The 14,812-nt window shown below is 39.1% G+C and carries 13 protein-coding genes; 9 read left to right on the top strand and 4 right to left on the bottom strand.

Translation table 11 applies throughout. The annotated features are described in order from the left end of the window. Positions 1–50 precede the first annotated feature (50 nt). From D7D53_RS04700 to lacD, 5 genes are all read left to right on the top strand, one after another. Entirely contained in the window at positions 51–947 is an 897-nt protein-coding gene (locus D7D53_RS04700) for an aldose 1-epimerase family protein (protein WP_120770283.1), read from the top strand. 286 nt (positions 948–1,233) lie between these two features. Beyond that, on the top strand, positions 1,234–1,659 hold the full coding sequence (gene lacA / locus D7D53_RS04695) for a galactose-6-phosphate isomerase subunit LacA (protein WP_000029277.1): 426 nt from the start codon (positions 1,234–1,236) through the stop codon (positions 1,657–1,659). 148 nt (positions 1,660–1,807) lie between these two features. Next, positions 1,808–2,323, top strand: a complete 516-nt coding sequence (gene lacB / locus D7D53_RS04690) for a galactose-6-phosphate isomerase subunit LacB (RefSeq protein ID WP_001216913.1) — start codon at positions 1,808–1,810, stop codon at positions 2,321–2,323. A gap of 10 nt (positions 2,324–2,333) precedes the next feature. Then, positions 2,334–3,263 carry a tagatose-6-phosphate kinase gene (locus tag D7D53_RS04685; RefSeq protein ID WP_120770282.1) on the top strand — a complete coding sequence of 310 codons (930 nt, stop codon included), beginning with the start codon at positions 2,334–2,336 and terminating at the stop codon, positions 3,261–3,263. A 1-nt stretch (position 3,264) separates the two neighbouring features. Continuing rightward, the gene (gene lacD, locus D7D53_RS04680) at positions 3,265–4,245 is read left to right on the top strand and encodes a tagatose-bisphosphate aldolase (protein WP_120770281.1); all 981 of its coding nucleotides are present in this window, start codon (positions 3,265–3,267) and stop codon (positions 4,243–4,245) included. A 65-nt stretch (positions 4,246–4,310) separates the two neighbouring features. Here lacD and D7D53_RS04675 read toward each other — a convergent pair whose 3' ends face one another. From D7D53_RS04675 to nrdH, 4 genes are all read right to left on the bottom strand, one after another. Beyond that, the gene (locus D7D53_RS04675) at positions 4,311–5,078 is read right to left on the bottom strand and encodes a DeoR/GlpR family DNA-binding transcription regulator (protein WP_120770280.1); all 768 of its coding nucleotides are present in this window, start codon (positions 5,076–5,078) and stop codon (positions 4,311–4,313) included. A gap of 141 nt (positions 5,079–5,219) precedes the next feature. Beyond that, complete coding sequence (gene nrdF, locus D7D53_RS04670) at positions 5,220–6,182, bottom strand: class 1b ribonucleoside-diphosphate reductase subunit beta (RefSeq protein ID WP_000451386.1); 963 nt, start codon at positions 6,180–6,182, stop codon at positions 5,220–5,222. Positions 6,183–6,376: 194 nt separating this feature from the next. After that, on the bottom strand, positions 6,377–8,536 hold the full coding sequence (nrdE, locus tag D7D53_RS04665; protein WP_120770279.1) for a class 1b ribonucleoside-diphosphate reductase subunit alpha: 2,160 nt from the start codon (positions 8,534–8,536) through the stop codon (positions 6,377–6,379). 80 nt (positions 8,537–8,616) lie between these two features. Continuing rightward, entirely contained in the window at positions 8,617–8,835 is a 219-nt protein-coding gene (gene nrdH / locus D7D53_RS04660; protein ID WP_000259240.1) for a glutaredoxin-like protein NrdH, read from the bottom strand. 350 nt (positions 8,836–9,185) lie between these two features. On the opposite strand from nrdH, the gene D7D53_RS04655 reads away from it, so the two are divergent. The 4 genes from D7D53_RS04655 to D7D53_RS04640 all read left to right on the top strand — a co-directional run bounded on the left by D7D53_RS04655 (position 9,186) and on the right by D7D53_RS04640 (position 14,784). Next, positions 9,186–9,449: a phosphocarrier protein HPr gene (locus D7D53_RS04655; protein WP_000146947.1), complete on the top strand. Its 264-nt coding sequence runs from the start codon at positions 9,186–9,188 to the stop codon at positions 9,447–9,449. Between the two features lie 5 nt (positions 9,450–9,454). Then, entirely contained in the window at positions 9,455–11,188 is a 1,734-nt protein-coding gene (gene ptsP, locus D7D53_RS04650; RefSeq protein WP_042751092.1) for a phosphoenolpyruvate--protein phosphotransferase, read from the top strand. A 142-nt stretch (positions 11,189–11,330) separates the two neighbouring features. Further along, the gene (adcAII, locus tag D7D53_RS04645) at positions 11,331–12,248 is read left to right on the top strand and encodes a zinc-binding lipoprotein AdcAII (RefSeq protein WP_120770278.1); all 918 of its coding nucleotides are present in this window, start codon (positions 11,331–11,333) and stop codon (positions 12,246–12,248) included. Positions 12,249–12,255: 7 nt separating this feature from the next. Further along, complete coding sequence (locus D7D53_RS04640; RefSeq protein WP_120770277.1) at positions 12,256–14,784, top strand: pneumococcal-type histidine triad protein; 2,529 nt, start codon at positions 12,256–12,258, stop codon at positions 14,782–14,784. Positions 14,785–14,812 lie beyond the last annotated feature (28 nt).

Raw genomic sequence — 14,812 nt, 5'->3', positions numbered from 1 at the left:
AGGAGTGACAGCCTAGTTTTTTATAAACTATCAAGAAATCGGAGAAAATAATGGTAATTGAATTAAAATCAGAACAATTAAGAGTTCAATTTAACAGTTTTGGTGGGGCTCTTTCTTCTATAAAAGATGCTGAGGGACTTGAGTATTTGTGGCAAGGGGATGCTACTTATTGGAGTGGACAAGCTCCTGTTCTCTTTCCCATTTGTGGTTCATTGAGAGAGGATACAGCCGTATATATAGATGAGAAGGGGCAGGACAGCAAAGGAAACATTCCTCGTCATGGTTTAGTTCGCAAGAAAGAATTTGAATTAGTTGAACAGACAGATAATAGTGTAACTTTTGCAATTGAAGACGATGAGAATAGCTATCAGAACTACCCTTATCATTTCTGCCTAGAAATCACTTATATCCTTACTGGAAAGACAGTACGGACTCAATACAAGATTTTCAATAAAGAAACTAGCAAGGTCATGCCTTACTTTATTGGTGGACATCCAGGCTTTAATTGTCCCTTACTGGATGATGAAGTCTATGAAGATTACTATTTAGAGTTTGAGAAAGAAGAGACTTGCTCTGTTCCACGTCCTTTCCTAGAAACGGGTATGCTGGATTTTCAAGATAGAAGTCCATGGCTAGAGGGTCAAAAAGAATTAGACCTCAGCTATGATCTTTTCAGTACAGATGCAGTCACCTTAGATGAATTGCAATCTAGAACAATTGCGCTTCGTTCTCGGAAACATGATAAGGGATTGAAAGTGAACTTTACAGAGTTTCCAAACCTCATTATATGGTCAACTTTGAATAAAGGACCTTTCATTGCTTTTGAACCCTGGTCAGGCTTGTCAACATCCCTTGAAGAAGGAGATCATCTAGAAGATAAGAAGAATGTTCGCCTCCTAGAACCTGGTCAAGTGGATCAAATTGGTTTTGACATCGAAATTTTTTAGTTAAAAAAACACAAAAACAAACATAAACTGTTGACTTTTTCAGAAAATAGGAGTATATTATGTTTGTAAGCAACAAATGATGTTTGTAACAAACAAATAATCAATTGTTATATTTTCTTTCGTGGAGAAAGATTATTTCTAGGGAAATGGTTTCCTAAACTTGAATAAGGTGTCATTAATCTCATTCAATCTAATTTGTCAATAAACTGCTAGAAAGCTTTTTGTAGGTAAACTGCTAACTATAAAAGTCTTTACTAGCCTAGAAAAATAAAAAGGAGTATACAATATGTCTATTGTTATCGGTGCAGATGCTGCAGGTTTGAGATTGAAAGAAGTTGTGAAAGACTTCTTGGAAAAAGAAAACTTCCACGTTGTGGATGTTACAGCTGAAGGTCAAGACTTTGTTGATGTGACTCTTGCTGTTGCTGCAGAAGTAAATAAAGAAGAACAAAACCTTGGTATCGTGATTGATGCTTATGGAGCTGGTCCATTTATGGTTGCAACTAAGATCAAAGGAATGGTTGCTGCAGAGGTATCTGACGAACGTTCAGCTTATATGACTCGTGGTCACAACAATTCACGTATGATCACTATGGGTGCACAACTTGTTGGTGATGAATTGGCTAAAAACATCGCTAAAGGATTTGTTAACGGTAAATACGATGGTGGACGTCACCAAATTCGTGTCGATATGTTGAACAAAATGTGCTAATACTCTTCAAAAATCAAGATAATCTGTTGTCAGCTCACTTTAGCTAACCTCAGTTATGCTTGCAGCTCGCTTCCTAAGCTAATCTTGATTTTTCTTGAGTAGGGATAAATGATATTAGATTTACATAATTAATCGGAGGGAATAACTAATGAGAATTGCAATTGGATGTGACCACATCGTAACAGATGAAAAAATGGCGGTTTCAGAATTTTTGAAATCAAAAGGATATGAAGTCATTGACTTTGGTACATATGACCATACACGTACTCACTACCCAATCTTTGGTAAAAAAGTTGGTGAAGCTGTAACTAGCGGTCAAGCTGATCTTGGGGTATGTATCTGTGGTACTGGTGTTGGTATCAACAACGCTGTAAATAAAGTTCCAGGTGTTCGTTCTGCCTTGGTTCGTGATATGACAACAGCTCTTTATGCTAAAGAGCAATTGAACGCTAACGTTATCGGTTTTGGTGGTAAGATTACTGGTGAATTGCTCATGTGCGATATCATCGAAGCTTTCATCCATGCTGAATACAAACCATCTGAAGAAAACAAGAAATTGATTGCGAAAATTGAACACGTTGAAAGTCACAATGCTCAACAAACAGACGCAAACTTCTTCACTGAATTCCTTGAAAAATGGGATCGCGGAGAATACCACGACTAAGAGGTGACCTATGATTTTAACAGTCACAATGAACCCATCCATTGATATTTCCTATCCCTTGGATGAGTTGAAGATTGATACTGTCAATCGTGTGGTGGATGTAACCAAAACGGCTGGTGGTAAGGGACTCAATGTTACCCGAGTACTTTCAGAATTTGGGGATTCTGTTCTTGCTACTGGTTTAGTGGGTGGCAAACTTGGTGAGTTTTTGGTTGAAAATATCGATGATCAAGTAAAGAAAGATTTCTTCTCAATTCAGGGAGAAACTCGGAACTGTATCGCTATTCTCCACGGAGACAATCAAACAGAAGTTCTTGAAAAAGGTCCTGTTGTATTGGATCAGGAAGGTCAAGACTTTTTGGTACATTTCAAAAATCTCCTGGATTCAGTTGAAGTAGTCGCTATTTCAGGTAGTCTCCCAGCTGGTCTTCCAGTTGATTACTATGCGAGCTTGGTAGAACTTGCTAATCAAGCTGGTAAACCTGTAGTCTTGGACTGCTCTGGTGCTGCTCTTCAGGCTGTTCTTGAATTACCACATAAACCAACAGTCATCAAACCAAATAATGAGGAATTGTCTCAACTTCTAGGAAGAGAAGTTTCTGAGGATTTGGATGAATTAAAAGAAGTTCTTCAAGAACCTTTGTTTGCAGGTATTGAATGGATTATCGTTTCACTTGGTGCCAACGGTGCCTTTGCCAAACATGGAGACACTTTCTACAAGGTAGATATTCCTAGAATTCAGGTGGTAAATCCTGTTGGATCTGGAGATTCTACTGTAGCAGGAATTTCTTCAGGACTTCTTCACAAAGAATCGGATGCAGAATTACTCATCAAGGCAAATGTCCTTGGTATGCTCAATGCTCAAGAAAAAATGACTGGTCATATCAACATGGCCAATTATCAAGCTCTATATGATCAATTAATAGTAAAAGAGGTATAAAATGGCTTTAACAGAACAAAAATGTGCACGCTTAGAAAAACTTTCTGATGAAAATGGAATCATCTCAGCTCTTGCATTTGACCAACGTGGTGCTTTGAAACGCCTCATGGCTCAACACCAAACAGAAGAACCAACTGTAGCTCAAATGGAAGAACTGAAAGTCTTGGTAGCAGATGAATTGACTAAATACGCTTCATCAATGCTTCTTGATCCTGAGTATGGACTTCCAGCGACTAAAGCTCTTGATGAAAAAGCTGGTCTTCTCCTTGCTTATGAAAAAACAGGTTATGATACAACAAGCACAAAACGCTTGCCAGACTGCTTGGATGTTTGGTCTGCAAAACGTATTAAAGAAGAAGGTGCAGATGCAGTTAAATTCTTGCTTTACTATGATGTAGATAGCTCAGACGAACTTAACCAAGAAAAACAAGCTTACATCGAACGTATCGGTTCTGAGTGTGTGGCTGAAGATATCCCATTCTTCCTTGAAATCCTTGCTTACGATGAAAAAATTGCTGACGCCGGTTCTGTAGAATATGCGAAAGTAAAACCACACAAAGTTATCGGTGCTATGAAAGTCTTCTCAGACCCACGCTTTAACATTGACGTCTTGAAAGTAGAAGTTCCTGTTAACATTAAATATGTTGAAGGCTTCGCTGAAGGTGAAGTAGTTTATACACGTGAAGAAGCAGCAGCCTTCTTCAAAGCACAAGATGAAGCAACTAACTTGCCATACATCTACTTGAGTGCTGGTGTATCAGCTAAACTTTTCCAAGATACTCTTGTATTTGCCCATGAATCAGGTGCAAACTTTAACGGAGTTCTTTGTGGCCGTGCTACATGGGCTGGATCAGTTGAAGCTTACATCAAAGATGGTGAAGCAGCAGCTCGTGAATGGCTTCGCACAACTGGATTTGAAAACATTGATGAGCTCAATAAAGTTCTTCAAACAACAGCGACTTCATGGAAAGAACGCGTGTAAGAAAGTCTTTTAAAACTGAAATTTTTAATACTTACAAAAATCCCCACCAATCGGTGGGGATCATTTTATGGTTTAGAAAGAATAATTTTTGTTTGTTTTGAAAGTTGTTCAAACGTTTCTTTGCTCAGTTTAGAGTCTGAAACGATGATATCAATATCAGAGATATTGTAGAAGGTATAAAAATCAAATTTATTGAACTTACTATTGTCAGCTAGTAAGTATTTTTTATTGGAATTATTGAGGGCGATGCGTTGAGATTCACCTTCCTCTTCACTAAAGGTCGCAATCGCATTGTCCTGAATACCATTACAGCTAACGAAGGCTTTAGAAAATTGTAAATTGGCCAAGTTTTGCAAGGTTAGTGTTCCCACAAATGCTCCAGTGATAGAGCGGTAATTCCCACCAATTAAAATCAAATCTGTTAGTTTTCGTTCGTTTAAGATGAGAAAGACTGGTAAACTGTTTGTTACAACACGAATATTATCAATTGGAAGTTCACGAGCAAAAGATTCTAAGGTCGTACCAGGGCCGATAAAAATAGTTTCACCCTCATCGATTAAATGGCCTGCAAAACGGCTGATTTCTTGTTTTTCTGCGATTTGTAAGCTTTGTTTTTCGATATTGGAACGTTCATTATTTAAAATAGAACCTGTGCGAATTTTTTCAGCTCCCCCGTGCACCCGAACAAGTAAATCCTTGTCTGCCAACTCTTGCAAGTAGCGTCTAGCAGTCATATCAGACACATCCAAGCGAGTCATGATTTCTTTTACAGTAATAGTTCCCTTTGTATTTATCGTTTCTAGAATATTATCTAGTTTTTCCTGCTTTAGCATCGTTATCACCTCTATTTCTATTACTATTTTATCATAAAGTATTCAATCAATCAATTTAAAAAACAAAAGAAAACAAAAACAAAAATATCATGGTTGTTTTAAACAAACCATGATATTGATATCACTTCTGAAATTGTTGACTTAGTCTAAACCGTAGTTGTAGTCATCGTCTTGCATGGCTTCAACTTCGCCAAGAAGGTAACCATTTCCGACTTGAGAGAAGAAGTCGTGGTTAGATGTTCCTGTTGAAATACCGTTCATAACGATTGGGTTGACATCATCTGCTGAATCTGGGAAGAGTGGATCTTGCCCCAAGTTCATAAGTGCCTTGTTAGCATTGTAGCGAAGGAAGGTTTTGACTTCTTCCGTCCAACCAACACCATCATAGAGGCTTTCTGTGTAGCCTTCTTCATTTTCATAAAGAGTATAGAGCAGGTCGTACATCCATTCTTTTAACTTTTCTTGTTCTTCTTCAGGCAATTCATTGAAACCGAGTTGGAATTTATATCCGATGTAGGTTCCGTGAACAGATTCATCACGAATAATCAATTTAATGATTTCCGCAACGTTGGCTAGCTTGTTGTTACCAAGATAGTAGAGGGGAGTGAAGAAACCAGAGTAGAAGAGGAAGGTTTCAAGGAAGACGCTGGCTACTTTCTTTTCAAGTGGGCTACCGTTTAGGTAGATTTCGTTGACAATCTCAGCCTTCTTTTGTAGGTAAGGATTGGTATTAGTCCATTCGAAAATTTCTTCAATCTCAGCCTTAGTATTTAAGGTAGAGAAGATTGATGAGTAAGATTTAGCGTGGACAGATTCCATAAATTGGATGTTATTGAAAACAGCTTCCTCATGTGGTGTACGGATGTCCGCGCGAAGGGCTTGAACCCCAGTTTCAGATTGCATAGTGTCGAGAAGGGTTAAACCACCAAAGACTTTTCCTACCAAGTCTTTTTCTACATTTGATAGCTTTCTCCAGTCATCCAAGTCATTTGACAAGGGAATACGTGTATCGAGCCAGAATTGCTCCGTCAACTTTTCCCAAGTTGATTTGTCGATGACATCTTCGATGGCATTCCAGTTAATGGCTTTGTAGTAAGTTTCCATTTTGAAATCTCTTTCTGTGTTTAGTATTGCGAACTCACAATTATTTTATTTTATCATAATTCTAGAGGAGTATCGCACAAAAAGTCGGAAGTCCGACTTTTGTGTTTTTCCATAGTATAGATGCTTATTCCAGTTTAGTTTAGCAGGGTGAATGAATCACTAATTTGAGAAAATGTAGTTTCCTCAAGCAAAGATTAAATCACACAGCTTTCACATTGGTTAGCACCGACTTCTCCACCGTCGTCTGTAAAGGTACGGACGTAGTAGATAGACTTGATTCCCTTGTTAAAGGCATAGTTACGAAGGATAGACAAGTCACGTGTCGTTTGTTTGTTTTCTTTCTTCCATTCGTAAAGTCCTTTTGGAATGTCACTACGCATGAAGAGGGTGAGTGAAAGTCCTTGGTCCACGTGCTCAGTCGCAGCAGCGTAAACATCAATCACCTTACGCATATCCATGTCGTAGGCAGAAGTGTAGTAAGGAATGGTTTCTGTTGACAAACCAGCAGCAGGATAGTAGATTTTACCAATTTTCTTCTCTTGGCGTTCTTCGATACGTTGCGTAATCGGGTGGATAGAAGCAGAAACATCGTTGATATAGCTGATAGAACCATTTGGTGCTACAGCAAGGCGGTTTTGGTGGTAAAGACCATCTGCTTGAACCTTGTCGCGAAGTTCAGCCCAGTCAGCAGCACTTGGGATAAAGACATCTTTGAAGAGTTCTTTAACACGGTCTGATTTTGGAACAAACTCGCCTGTAATATACTTGTCAAAGTAGCTTCCCTTAGCATAGTCTGATTTTTCAAAGTTATGGAAGGTAATACCACGTTCACGCGCGATATTGTTTGACTCAACCAAGGTCCAGTAGTTCATGAGCATGAAGTAGATGCTTGTAAATTCAACAGACTCAGGCGATCCATATTCAATCAATTGTTGGGCAAGGTAGCTGTGAAGTCCCATAGCACCAAGACCAAAGGTATGAGCTTGGCTATTTCCGTGGTCGATGGTAGGCACAGCTACGATGTGTGAACTATCTGTAACGAAAGTAAGGGCACGAACCATAGCACGGATAGAACGACCAAAGTCAGGGGAAGTCATCATGTTAACCACGTTGGTTGAACCAAGGTTACATGAAACGTCCGTCCCCATTTGAAGGAATTCTTGAGCATCGTTGATCAAGCTTGGTTCTTGAACTTGAAGAATCTCAGAACACAAGTTACTCATAATAATCTTACCATCAACTGGATTTGCACGGTTAGCCGTATCAATGTTGACTACATAAGGGTAGCCAGATTCTTGTTGCAATTTAGAGATTTCAGTTTCCAAATCACGCGCCTTGATTTTTGTCTTGCGGATATTTGGATTTGCGACTAGCTCATCGTATTTTTCAGTGATGTCGATGTAGTTAAATGGCACACCGTATTCAAGCTCTACTGAGTATGGGCTGAAGAGGTACATTTCTTCATTTTTACGTGCTAATTCGTAGAATTTATCGGGCACCACAACACCAAGTGAAAGGGTCTTAACACGAACTTTTTCATCGGCGTTTTCTTTCTTAGTGGAAAGGAAGGCAATAATATCTGGGTGGAAGACGTTGAGGTAGACAACACCAGCACCTTGACGTTGACCCAATTGGTTTGAGTAAGAGAAGCTATCTTCGAAAAGTTTCATAACTGGAACGACCCCAGAAGCTGCTCCTTCATAGCCTTTGATAGGTGCACCAGCTTCACGAAGGTTGCTGAGGGTAATTCCAACACCACCACCGATACGTGAAAGTTGAAGAGCTGAGTTGATAGAACGTCCGATAGAGTTCATATCATCTGTTACCTGAATTAAGAAACAGGATACCAACTCCCCACGACGAGCACGTCCAGCATTCAAGAAGGAAGGAGTAGCAGGTTGGTAGCGTTGGTGGATGATTTCATTGGCAATATCGATTGCAACAGCTTCATTGCCATCAGCGAAATAAAGGGCGTTAAAGAAGACGCGGTCTTCCATGCTTTCAAGATAATATTCACCGTCGTTGGTTTTCAAAGCATATTGATTGTAAAATTTATAGGCAGCCATGAAAGACTTGAATTGGAAATTTTGATCTTTGATAAATTGCGACAATTCTTCCAAAAATTCTGGACGGTATTTCTTGATAAAGTCTGTTTCGATGTAGTTGTGTTCAATGAGGTAGTTGATTTTATCCTTGATTGAATCAAAAACCATAGTGTTTGGAACTACATTTTCTTTAAAGAAGGCATCCAAGGCTTCCTTATCTTTATGAAGCATGATTTGTCCATTGACAGGACGGTTGATTTCGTTATTGAGACGGAAGTAAGTCACGTCCTCAAGATGTTTTAATCCCATAAAATTTCCCTTATCTAATTACAAAAGAAAGGCTTCTAAGTTAGCCCTAGAAGCAGTTTCTTCTGGATGATGTACTAAGATTATGCTAATTGTTTCAATTTTCCTGGTTGGAAACCTGAAAAGACTTCAGTTGGTGTTTGGATAACAGGAGCTGCGCTGAAACCGAGCTCTTTAACTTGATCGATGTACTCAGGTTGCTCATCGAGATTGATTTCGCGATAAGCGACATTATTACTGTCCAAGAAACGTTTGGTCATTTTACATTGGACACAGTTGTTTTTAGAATAAACGGTTACCATTGTGTAACTCCTCTTTCAAAATAGATTACTTTCCTAGTATATCAGAAAATAAATTTTTGTCAATGATTTGAAACTAAATATAGTGGTCTATTTTTCTGCTCGAGCTCACAAAACACAATATGTAGTGTTTGCTTTGTGAAATAGTGATGATAATCCTACAAGTAGTTTTTTGGAAAACTATATCCTGTGTTTTGTTATCTAAAATAGAAGATTTTCAGCAAGTTATCTGAAAGGAAATCGAATAAATCCCATAAAATGCTTGAAAAAAATTCTAGAAGATGATATAATACCAAATTGTAAGGGTTATCACATATAACTCAAAAAAGAAAGAACAAAAGGAGAGTCAAACTATGGCTTCTAAAGATTTCCACGTAGTGGCAGAAACAGGTATTCACGCACGTCCAGCAACATTGTTGGTACAAACTGCTAGCAAATTTGCTTCAGATATCACTCTTGAGTACAAAGGTAAATCAGTTAACCTTAAATCAATCATGGGTGTTATGAGTCTTGGTGTTGGCCAAGGTGCTGATGTAACTATCTCAGCTGAAGGTGCAGATGCAGATGACGCTATCGCTGCAATCTCAGAAACAATGGAAAAAGAAGGATTGGCATAAGGAAAATGACAGAAATGCTTAAAGGAATCGCAGCATCTGATGGTGTTGCAGTTGCAAAAGCATATCTACTCGTTCAACCGGATTTGTCATTCGAGACTGTTTCAGTCGAAGATACAAACGCAGAAGAGGCTCGTTTGGATGTAGCTCTTGAAGCTTCTCAAAACGAGCTTTCTCTTATCCGTGAGAAAGCTGTAGGTACGCTAGGTGAAGAAGCAGCTCAAGTTTTTGACGCTCATTTGATGGTTCTTGCTGACCCAGAATTGATTGGTCAGATTAAAGAAACAATTCGCGCTAAGAAAGTCAATGCTGAAGCAGGTCTTAAAGAAGTGACTGACATGTTCATCACTATCTTTGAAGGAATGGAAGACAATCCATACATGCAAGAACGTGCAGCGGATATCCGCGACGTGACAAAACGTGTGTTGGCTAACCTTCTTGGTAAAAAATTGCCAAACCCAGCTTCTATCAATGAAGAAGTAATCGTAATTGCGCATGACTTGACACCATCTGATACAGCTCAATTGGACAAAAACTTTGTAAAAGCTTTTGTAACAAACATCGGTGGACGTACAAGCCACTCAGCTATCATGGCACGTACACTTGAAATTGCAGCTGTATTGGGAACAAATAACATTACTGAAGTAGTGAAAGACGGTGATATCCTTGCCGTTAACGGAATTACTGGTGAAGTGATTATCAACCCAACAGATGAACAAGCGGCAGAATTTAAAGCAGCTGGTGAAGCTTATGCTAAACAAAAAGCTGAATGGGCACTTTTGAAAGATGCTCAAACAGTGACTGCTGACGGTAAACACTTTGAGTTGGCTGCTAACATCGGTACTCCAAAAGACGTTGAAGGTGTTAACAACAACGGTGCAGAAGCTGTTGGACTTTACCGTACAGAATTCTTGTACATGGATTCTCAAGACTTCCCAACAGAAGATGAGCAGTATGAAGCATACAAGGCTGTTCTTGAGGGAATGAATGGTAAACCAGTGGTTGTTCGTACAATGGATATCGGTGGAGATAAGGAACTTCCTTACTTCGATATGCCACACGAAATGAACCCATTCCTTGGATTCCGTGCCCTTCGTATCTCTATTTCTGAAACTGGAGATGCAATGTTCCGTACACAAATCCGTGCCCTTCTTCGTGCTTCTGTTCATGGTCAATTGCGTATCATGTTCCCAATGGTTGCCCTCTTGAAAGAATTCCGTGCAGCTAAAGCAGTTTATGAAGAAGAAAAAGCAAACCTTCTTTCTGAAGGAGTTGCAGTTGCGGATGACATCCAAGTTGGTATCATGATTGAAATCCCTGCAGCAGCAATGCTTGCAGACCAATTTGCAAAAGAAGTAGACTTCATGTCAATTGGAACAAACGACTTGATCCAATACTCAATGGCAGCAGACCGTATGAACGAGCAAGTTTCATACCTTTACCAACCATATAACCCATCAATCCTTCGCTTGATCAACAACGTTATCAAGGCAGCTCACGCTGAAGGTAAATGGGCTGGTATGTGTGGTGAGATGGCTGGTGACCAAAAAGCTGTTCCACTTCTTGTCGGAATGGGCTTGGATGAATTCTCTATGTCAGCAACATCTGTCCTTCGTACACGTAGCTTGATGAAGAAATTGGATACTGCTAAGATGGAAGAGTACGCAAACCGTGCCCTTACAGAGTGTTCAACAATGGAAGAAGTTCTTGAACTTCAAAAAGAATACGTTAACTTTGATTAATCGAAAAGTCCTTGCAACTAAGTTGCAAGGTTTTTTTATAGTTTAAAATCATAAAATCTATTAACTAGTTCATAAAATGCTTGACAATAAAAAAAATCGGAGTAGAATATTAACTAGTTAAATAACTAGTTAAGGAGTTTTTATGAAGAAACAAAATTTGTTTTTAGTGTTGTTAAGTGTCTTTCTTTTGTGTTTAGCTGCTTGTGGGCAGAAGGAGAGCCAGTCAGGTAAAGGGATGAAAATTGTGACTAGTTTTTATCCTATCTATGCCATGGTCAAGGAAGTATCTGGTGACTTGAATGATGTTCGAATGATCCAGTCAAGTAGCGGAATTCACTCCTTCGAACCTTCAGCAAATGATATTGCAGCCATCTATGATGCAGATGTCTTTGTCTACCATTCGCATACACTTGAATCTTGGGCGGGAAGTCTGGATCCCAATCTAAAAAAATCCAAAGTTAAAGTTTTAGAAGCTTCAGAAGGAATGACATTGGATCGTGTCCCTGGTCTAGAAGATGTGGAAGCAGGTGATGGAGTTGATGAAAAAACGCTTTATGATCCTCACACTTGGCTAGATCCTGAAAAAGCTGGCGAAGAAGCCCAAATTATCGCTGATAAACTTTCAGAGGTTGATAGTGAACACAAAGAAACTTACCAGAAAAATGCGCAAGCCTTTATCAAAAAAGCTCAAGAATTGACTAAGAAATTCCAGCCTAAATTTGAAAAAGCGACTCAGAAAACCTTTGTAACCCAACATACGGCCTTTTCTTATCTAGCGAAGAGATTTGGACTTAATCAACTTGGTATTGCAGGCATCTCTCCAGAACAAGAACCAAGTCCAAGACAACTAACAGAAATTCAGGAATTTGTTAAAACCTATAAGGTTAAAACAATTTTTACAGAAAGTAATGCTTCTTCGAAAGTAGCTGAAACTCTTGTTAAATCAACAGGTGTAGGTCTTAAAACTCTGAATCCTTTAGAAGCAGACCCACAAAACGATAAGACTTATCTAGAAAACCTAGAAGACAATATGAGTATTTTAGTAGAAGAATTGAAATGAGGAGATTATGAAAATCAATAAAAAATATCTAGCTGGGTCAGCAGCTGCACTTGTTTTAAGTGTCTGTGCTTATGAACTAGGTTTGCATCAAGCCCAAACTGTAAAAGAAAATAATCGTGTTTCATACATTGATGGTAACCAACCAAGCCAAAAGGCAGAGACTTTGACACCTGATGAAGTCAGTAAAAAAGAAGGTATAAATGCTGAGCAAATTGTTATCAAGATTACGGACCAAGGTTATGTGACTTCTCATGGAGACCATTATCACTACTATAATGGCAAGGTTCCTTATGATGCTATCATCAGTGAAGAACTTCTGATGAAAGATCCAAATTATCAGTTGAAGGATTCAGACATTGTCAATGAAATCAAGGGTGGCTATGTGATTAAGGTAGATGGTAAGTATTATGTCTATCTAAAGGATGCAGCCCACGCTGATAATGTTCGATCAAAAGAAGAAATCACTCGTCAGAAGCAGGAACACGGTAGTAATCACGGAGGTGGTTCTAGCGATAAAGCGGTAGTAGCTGCTAGAGCTCAGGGCCGCTATACAACGGATGATGGTTATATCTTTAATGCCTCTGATATCATTGAGGACACGGGTGATGCCTATATCGTTCCTCATGGCAATCATTTCCACTATATTCCTAAGAGTGACTTGTCTGCCAGTGAATTAGCTGCAGCTCGAGCCTTCCTATCTGGAAAAGGTAATCAACCAAGCTCAGTTGGGTATCGTCCTTCAACAAATTCTTCTAGCAGCTCATCAGAGGCATCAAATAGTAGTTCATATGGACAAATGAATCAAAGCAATGTTGAAGCAAATACTAGAAGATGGACTCCAAGTGTTAGCCCACAAGTGGATAATAGCTATCAAGCTAGTCCGAGTGAAGACGTATCTAGTCTCTTGAAACAACTTTATGCCTTGCCACTCAGTCAACGACATGTGGAATCAGATGGACTTGTCTTTGATCCGGCGCAGATTACAAGAAAAACTGCGAATGGTGTTGCAGTGCCACACGGAGATCATTATCACTTTATTCCTTATTCTCAAATGTCTGATTTAGAGCAGAAGATTGCGAGAATGATTTCTGAAAATTATCAAGGAAATCATACTACTGCAGGTGGCAAAGAATTAAAACCAATTCCGAATCCAAGTCTTCCAAATTTAATTCCATCTCCTGTTTTGCCAGCTCTTACCTTAAAACCTTTGAAACCTATTGTAAAGCCGGCTCCTACTCCAAATCCTAAAATAGACTCAAATTCTTCTTTGGTTAGTCAGCTGGTACGAAAAGTTGGGGAAGGGTATGTATTCGAAGAAAAGGGCATCTCTCGTTATGTCTTTGCGAAAGATTTACCATCTGACACTGTTAAAAATCTGGAAAGCAAGTTATCAAAACAAGAGAGTGTTTCACACGCTTTAACTGCTAAAAAAGAAAAAGTTGCTCCTCGTGACCAAGAATTTTATGATAAAACATATAATCTGTTGGCCGAGGCTCATAAAGCTTTATCTGAAAATAAGGGTCGTACTTCTGATTTCCAAGCCTTAGACAAATTAGCAGAACGCTTGAATGATGAATCTTCTAATAAAGGAAAATTGGTAGATGATTTATTGGCATTCCTAGCACCAATTACTCATCCAGAGCGACTTGGCAAACCAAATTCTCAGATTGAGTATACCGAAAATGAAGTCCGCATTGCTCAATTAGCTGATAAGTATACAACTTCAGATGGTTACATTTTTGACGAACATGATATTATCAGTGATGAAGGAGATGCCTATGTAACGCCTCATATGGGACATAGTCACTGGATTGGAAAAGACAGCCTTTCTGATAAGGAAAAAGCTGCGGCTCAATCTTATACTAAAGAAAAAGGCATCCTACCTCCGTCAGCAGACGCAGATGCTCAAGCAAATCCAACTGGAGATAGTGCAGCGGCCATTTACAATCGTGTGAAAGGTGAGAAACGAATTCCACTCGTTCGACTTCCATACATGGTTGAGCATACAGTTGAGATTAAAAATGGTAATTTAATTATTCCTCACAAGGATCATTACCATAACATTAAATTTGCTTGGTTTGATGATCACTCATACAAAGCTCCAAATGGTTATACTCTGGAAGACTTATTTGCGACGATTAAGTACTATGTTGAACATCCTGATGAACGTCCACATTCTAATGACGGATGGGGAAATGCCAGCGACCATGTCTTAGGTAAGAAAGACCACAGTGAAGATCCCAAAAAGAACTTCAAAGCGGATGAAGAACCAGTAGAGGAAACACCTGCTGAGCCAGAAGTTCCTCAAGTAGAGACTGAAAAAGTAGAAGCCAAGCTCAAAGAAGCAGAAGCTTTGCTTGCGAAAGTAACGGATGCTAGTCTGAAAGGAAATGCGACAGAAACCCTAGCTGGTTTACGAAATAATTTGAGTCTCCAAACCATGGATAATAATGGTATCATGGCAGAAGCAGAAAAATTACTTGCGTTGTTAAAAGGTAGTAATCCTTCGCCTGTAAGTAAGGAAAAAACAAATTAATGAAAAATGGGAGTCTCGATAAAGAGGC

It is taken from the genome of Streptococcus gwangjuense (assembly GCF_003627155.1).
GTDB classification, from domain to species: Bacteria; Bacillota; Bacilli; order Lactobacillales; family Streptococcaceae; genus Streptococcus; species Streptococcus gwangjuensis.
Note: the sequence above shows the minus strand (reverse complement) of the source record. Positions and strands in the feature narration are given on the sequence as shown.

Bases quoted from the DNA above. Each gene is read 5' to 3' on its own strand.
- D7D53_RS04655 (WP_000146947.1), top strand. From the start codon at position 9,186: ATGGCTTCTAAAGATTTCCACGTAGTGGCAGAAACAGGTATTCACGCA.
- adcAII (WP_120770278.1), top strand. From the start codon at position 11,331: ATGAAGAAACAAAATTTGTTTTTAGTGTTGTTAAGTGTCTTTCTTTTG.
- nrdE (WP_120770279.1), bottom strand. From the start codon at position 8,536: ATGGGATTAAAACATCTTGAGGACGTGACTTACTTCCGTCTCAATAAC.
- D7D53_RS04675 (WP_120770280.1), bottom strand. From the start codon at position 5,078: ATGCTAAAGCAGGAAAAACTAGATAATATTCTAGAAACGATAAATACA.
- lacA (WP_000029277.1), top strand. From the start codon at position 1,234: ATGTCTATTGTTATCGGTGCAGATGCTGCAGGTTTGAGATTGAAAGAA.
- ptsP (WP_042751092.1), top strand. From the start codon at position 9,455: ATGACAGAAATGCTTAAAGGAATCGCAGCATCTGATGGTGTTGCAGTT.
- nrdH (WP_000259240.1), bottom strand. From the start codon at position 8,835: ATGGTAACCGTTTATTCTAAAAACAACTGTGTCCAATGTAAAATGACC.
- nrdF (WP_000451386.1), bottom strand. From the start codon at position 6,182: ATGGAAACTTACTACAAAGCCATTAACTGGAATGCCATCGAAGATGTC.
- D7D53_RS04700 (WP_120770283.1), top strand. From the start codon at position 51: ATGGTAATTGAATTAAAATCAGAACAATTAAGAGTTCAATTTAACAGT.
- lacB (WP_001216913.1), top strand. From the start codon at position 1,808: ATGAGAATTGCAATTGGATGTGACCACATCGTAACAGATGAAAAAATG.
- lacD (WP_120770281.1), top strand. From the start codon at position 3,265: ATGGCTTTAACAGAACAAAAATGTGCACGCTTAGAAAAACTTTCTGAT.
- D7D53_RS04685 (WP_120770282.1), top strand. From the start codon at position 2,334: ATGATTTTAACAGTCACAATGAACCCATCCATTGATATTTCCTATCCC.
- D7D53_RS04640 (WP_120770277.1), top strand. From the start codon at position 12,256: ATGAAAATCAATAAAAAATATCTAGCTGGGTCAGCAGCTGCACTTGTT.